The sequence below is a fragment of the Oliverpabstia sp. genome (assembly GCF_022785585.1).
GTDB classification, from domain to species: Bacteria; Bacillota; Clostridia; order Lachnospirales; family Lachnospiraceae; genus Oliverpabstia; species Oliverpabstia intestinalis.
Window position 1 is genome coordinate 1 of record NZ_JALFPR010000143.1, and the last position, 5,497, is coordinate 5,497.

General features: G+C 43.8%; 6 protein-coding genes and 1 pseudogene. 2 read left to right on the forward strand and 5 right to left on the reverse strand.

What is annotated here, in order from left to right; translation table 11 throughout:
* The first annotated feature begins 160 nt into the window (after positions 1-160).
* Positions 161-535, forward strand: coding sequence for an FCD domain-containing protein (locus MSA64_RS10095; protein WP_287891506.1), 375 nt, complete (start codon positions 161-163; stop codon positions 533-535).
* Positions 536-577: 42 nt separating this feature from the next.
* Here MSA64_RS10095 and MSA64_RS10100 read toward each other — a convergent pair whose 3' ends face one another.
* Complete coding sequence (locus MSA64_RS10100) at positions 578-754, reverse strand: DUF6553 family protein (RefSeq protein WP_022173002.1); 177 nt, start codon at positions 752-754, stop codon at positions 578-580.
* Positions 755-881: 127 nt separating this feature from the next.
* Between MSA64_RS10100 and MSA64_RS10105 the strand changes: the two genes are divergently transcribed.
* The gene (locus MSA64_RS10105; RefSeq protein ID WP_287891507.1) at positions 882-1,382 is read left to right on the forward strand and encodes a hypothetical protein; all 501 of its coding nucleotides are present in this window, start codon (positions 882-884) and stop codon (positions 1,380-1,382) included.
* A gap of 155 nt (positions 1,383-1,537) precedes the next feature.
* Here the strand turns inward: MSA64_RS10105 and MSA64_RS10110 are convergent, their stop codons facing one another.
* The 4 genes and pseudogenes from MSA64_RS10110 to MSA64_RS10125 all read right to left on the reverse strand — a co-directional run.
* Positions 1,538-2,893 carry an MATE family efflux transporter gene (locus MSA64_RS10110; RefSeq protein ID WP_287891508.1) on the reverse strand — a complete coding sequence of 452 codons (1,356 nt, stop codon included), beginning with the start codon at positions 2,891-2,893 and terminating at the stop codon, positions 1,538-1,540.
* Between the two features lie 56 nt (positions 2,894-2,949).
* Positions 2,950-4,278, reverse strand: coding sequence for an MATE family efflux transporter (locus MSA64_RS10115; RefSeq protein ID WP_154431617.1), 1,329 nt, complete (start codon positions 4,276-4,278; stop codon positions 2,950-2,952).
* Between the two features lie 268 nt (positions 4,279-4,546).
* Complete coding sequence (locus tag MSA64_RS10120) at positions 4,547-5,221, reverse strand: ABC-2 transporter permease (RefSeq protein ID WP_154431545.1); 675 nt, start codon at positions 5,219-5,221, stop codon at positions 4,547-4,549.
* Positions 5,218-5,497, reverse strand: a pseudogene (locus MSA64_RS10125) (ABC transporter ATP-binding protein); the annotation flags it as partial. The gene MSA64_RS10120 and the pseudogene MSA64_RS10125, both read right to left, overlap by 4 nt.

Sequence of the window (5,497 nt, forward strand, 5' to 3'; positions counted from 1 at the left end):
ACGCTCACGTGCTTCCCAAGGTTCATATGGTTCTTTCAGTTCTGCTACAAGATCACGTCCCTGTTTTTTCAGGTAGGAAACGCGGATCAGGATGTAGAGTGCGAACAGTACAACCGCACCGAGAATCATCAGCCAGACGGTTACGCCAAGTGTACTGATCATGGCGTATGCCAGGTACGCTACAACGATAAATGCGAATGCCGAGGCAAAACAGATTCTGGAAAACGGCCGCAAAGCCGCTGCAGCCGGGGACACCAATGTCTGGAACCACTGTTCCGATGAATTTCACCTCATCTTTTACCGCTACTGCAATAATTCCCGCCTCACCGAGTCTACCGATCGTCTACGCAGCGGAATTTCCATCTTTTCCAACCAGTACAGCCAGGAAACCAGAATCCAGTCACGGATTGATGAGGAACATCAGGCTATCTTCGACGCGTATCAGAATGGTGAAATTGAAAAAGCCGTCGAGATGATGAAATCTCATCTCAACGACTCTCTTGCATATGCGCTTTCCTTTTTACCGGGAACGTAACTCGATCCCCTTGCCCGAAAACACTTAATACCCCTCTCTTTACTATTTGTTCAGGAAGTGCTCCCTGTTCGGATACTCCTGCCGATATGCCCGGAGGGCGGCTTCCCGGAGCAGTGTGAATTCTTTTTCCATGCGAAGCAGGCGAGGCGCCTTAAAGGCGATCACGCTGATCTGTTCGGCGATCTTTTTTGCGATTCCTTCTTCAGATAACTGACCCATGGCGCGGAAAAATTATCCTGACACAAGTGATAGTGCAGCTTTTCTGTTTTTCCGATAATATAATCATAGATAACGGTGTACTGCAAAAATCAAAGCAGGATCATGTAAGCTGAGAGGGGGATTGTCTATGAAAAACAAATCAAGGAAAACAGGACACTTTATAGGTGAGGTACTAATAGGTCTTTTATTCCTGTTTGCAGTTGTAGGGTTGTTTTTATGGAGTGTTAACAGAATCGTATCCAGCATAGAATATAAGAAATCAACGGATGTTCGAACGGTCACAGCCCGTGTTATCGATTATGACATAAAGAGTTCGGACGACGAATATGACGATTACGACGAGTATGTGACGAAGCTTTCGTATGAAGTGGATGGAATAAAATATACAGGGAAACGTACCTACTACCGGGAAGTCAGCATAGGCGACGAAAAAAATGTCGAAGTTTATCTGACACCAAGAGGCAAATACAAAATGAAAGGCGACGATGACCCTTTAACGTTCCTTCTGGCCTGTATAGGAATTCCGGCAGGCCTTCTTCTTACATTTATCGGAGGCATGGTTCTTGTACAAATAATTGTCGGCCACTTTAAGAAGCCAACGGGGGCAGACGAGGAAAGAATCGAATAAATCGCAGCTCAGGGATAACATCCTTTCCTGAAACATGCCCCTGGTTCCACAAAATTTTTTAAAACGATACATAAGCAACGGGCTGAATAGCAGAAGATGCCATTCAGCCCGTTTTCATTGTACTGTTCCTTTTATATAATGATTCCGTTCCCTGATTACTCAAAATCTCTGGTAATATTCGTAAGCCATTTTCCTCTGATATAATGAACGAATACCACCGGCATTTTCTCGAATTCATCCAGGGTCATTACAAAGTATACCCAGATCGGCGGCAGCTTGAATACATATGCTGCCAGGTAGGTAAGGGGAACTGCAACAAGCCACATAAATATCGTATCCGTAATCATTCCAAATCTGGTATCACCGCCACCTCTGAAGCAGCCGCATATCAGGCAGGTATTGATGCTTTCCCCCATAAGACGCCAGGTTGTCATAATGATAAAGACACCAAGATAATAGATGGCGGTCTCTGTCAGTTTGTCACGATAGAAATTCAGTATCACTGGGCGAATCGCCAGAATAACACCACATCCGATCAGGCTGACAACAATTGTGATCCTGAGCATGCGTTTTCCGTATTCTCTGGCTGTGTCAACACCGTTTTTGCCCAGCTCCTGACTGACAATGATCGTAGTTGCATTGGAGAAGCCACGACAGGCGATGGCACCAATATTTACCACCATAACAGCAACTGCATTTGCCGCAACCATATCATCGCCGATATGACCAAGGATCGCTGCAAATGCTGAAGTGGCCAGGCTCCAGACAACATCATTGATCACAGCCGGCGTTGCGATCTTCATAAAATCCTGGAACAGAACACCTGCTTTGGCAAAGAAGTATTTTATCCGGAATCTGACATCGGAACTATGTAACGAGTAAACGAGACAGATCACTACCTCTACGATTCTGGCAATCACCGTACCAAGAGCAACTCCGGTAACACCAAGCTTCGGAAGTCCAAACAAACCAAAGATAAAAGTGGCATTACAGATTACATTGACGCAAAGAGAAACTACATACGTAACAGAAGGCAGCATGATCTTCCCGATGCTTCGAAGGGCACTCATAAAAACCTGAGAGAATCCCATAAATACAAACGAAAAGGAAATCACCCTCAGATATTCACCACCGGAAGCAATCGTCTCCGAACTGTTGGTAAAAATCTTCATAATAGTAGTCGGCATGGCAACGGAGACGGCAAAGAATACAGCAGAAACAATCAGTGAGATTCGTTCCGCCAGACCAAGTATCTTTTCTACTGTCTTTTTATCACCATTTCCCCAGTACTGGGCACATAAAACCGATGTTCCCGCTGCCATACCGTAATATAAACAGAAAAGAATAAATGTAAACTGATTGGCAAGGGAGGATGCCGACATAGCCGTCTGACTCACATATCCAAGCATTACTGTATCTGCCATATTTACCAGTGTTCCGATCAGATTCTGGATCATAATCGGAAAGGCTAATCTTGATGCGTATTTTAAGAATTCTTTTTTATTTAGCATACGAACATTCTTCCTCAATTCTGAAAATTATAGTACCTGTGATAAAACTATCTGTTTTATCTTTTTTTCTCGAATCCATATACCCACTTTCCACGCAGAAACAGATACAGGAAAATCACCGAGCTGATGCTCCAGGTCAGCGGGTATGCCCAGAAGATCACACGAATATCCGGAATGTAGTGCACAGCAACGGTAATATAGCTGACACGGAACAGACACCAGACACAGAGCATGACGATCATAGGAACTGCTGCATGACCGGAGCCGCGAAGGACTGCTGCGATACAGTGAGAAAACGCCAGCAAAAAATAGAACAGCGCAATCGTCCGCGCCTGCATCACACCATAATGTACCACCTCCGGATCTCCATTAAATGCCGCGATCAGCGTCGGAGCCGCCACATAGATCAGAACACCGATCAGTTCCGCGATCACTATGGAGCACAGGATGCCAAACCGTGCACCTTTTTTCGCACGGTCGTACTGCTTCGCACCAAGATTCTGGCTGACAAAGGTTGTCAGCGCCATCGTAAAGCATGTAACCGGCAGAAACGCAAATCCCTCAATCTTTGAATAAGAACCGCAGCCTGCCATCGCCATTTTTCCAAAAGCATTGATATTAGTCTGTACGAAAACATTGGCGATAGAAATCACGGAGTTCTGAAAACCGGACGGCACACCATTCTGAATGATCTGTTTCATCATGAGCCCGTCAAAACCGATCTTGCTGATCTGTAACCGATATTCTTCTTTTGTCCGCATCAGGTGAATCATACAGAAAATTGCACTGGCAAACTGGGAAATCGCCGTTGCCAGCGCCGCTGCCCCGACTCCCATGCCAAGGCCTGCGATAAAGAAAATATCCAGCACCACATTGATACACGAGGACACGATCAGATAGATCAGCGGATGCCGGCTGTCACCGACCGACTGTAAGATACCGACAAAAATATTGTACATGACAAATCCAAGGGAACCCGCAAAATAAGTACGGAAATATTCGATCGACTGCGGAAGCACCTCCGACGGTGTTCCCATCAGCACCAGAATCTTTGGCGCCAGAAACATCCCGATCGCCGTCAATGCAAGACCTGCCGCCAGCCCAAACGCTACTGTCGTGTGGATCGCTTTCTGTAAATATTCCTTATTTTTCGCCCCATAATACCTCGCGATAACAACGCCTGCACCCAGCGCGATTCCGTTGATGAATCCGACCATCAGAAAGATCAGATTTCCCGAGGAACTGACCGCCGCCAGGGCATTACTGTCAAGAAAATTGCCAACGATCAGAGAGTCTGCTGTATTATACAACTGTTGAAACAGATTTCCGATAAACAGCGGAATCGCAAAAAATATAATTTTCCTGGAGATGCTTCCTTCCGTCATTCGTGTTTTGCTCTCTGCATTCAAAAAATCCCCCCGCTTTCCTTTGTTTTTTATTTAATGTCCGCAGATTCTATGCTACCTGTTTTTCTCTCATTTTCTCATTATTTTCCATAGTCCCAGGTAGCCTGACAAAAGCCATTGTAACACGATTTTATATAACTTGCCATGTCATTTGGCAAAACTGCTCCGGATACTCATTTCCAAAGATTCCATCTGTTACAAAAGTATCTTTATGGTTAATGTTTTTTCGTTTTTGCCAATTCCTATCTTAAAACTCTTTCTTTCTCATCACTCTCATACTATACTTATACGAAGCATACCATACAAGCAGACTCAACACAATAAGTGCAATCGCAATTTCAAGATCTCCTGTTCCTCCTATCACATTCAGAATGCTTTCTTTTAATTCCAGGTTAGCCTTCAGAAAAGAACCAATTGTATAACAAATTGCAAAAATAATTAAAATTGCGATCGGCAGCACGATTCGTCCCTTCTCTCCTTCAAACCTTAGTCGGATCGCAATCATAATTCCCGCAACTGCCTGAACCACAAAGAATGTGATCAGCTCCATTGCCAGCATTTCCAGATTTAACACTTCTTCAGGATTTATAAGCGTGGCTATTCCTGCACAGATTGCCCCAATGCACCATCCACATACTGTCATAATAAAAGATAAAATATATTTTTCTCTGACATATATTTTTTTATTTACGGGTAAAGAAAACAAATATGTGTATCCATGACCATTTTCATCGTAGCTAATCGTATTACCTGAATATACTGCCATAACAGATGGAATATACACTGCAATGAAGTCAGCTCCCATTTTTCCCGTGAGTATAAAAAATATTGCTACAACTGCTAATACCAGAAAAAGATTGCCACCTTGCCGAAGAAACAACCGAAAATCCTTTTCCAAAAGCCCTCTGATTCCTTTCATCATCTCTCGCCTCCTGTTAACATAAGAATCACCTGATCGAGTGATCCGCTCTCCACTACGATTTTCGGATAATTTTCCATATAATACTGCTTCTCGTTCGTAAGACAGGCGATTCCAAAAAAATCTTTTCTCTCTTTTAAAAGATACCTTTTATCCATTGCCCGATACTGTTCCTCACTGACTTTCAACACTGCATATTTTTCCAGAATCGTATCCATCTCTTCGTGGAGCACAATCTTTCCTTTGTGGATCACATAAATATCATCACAGAGATGTTCC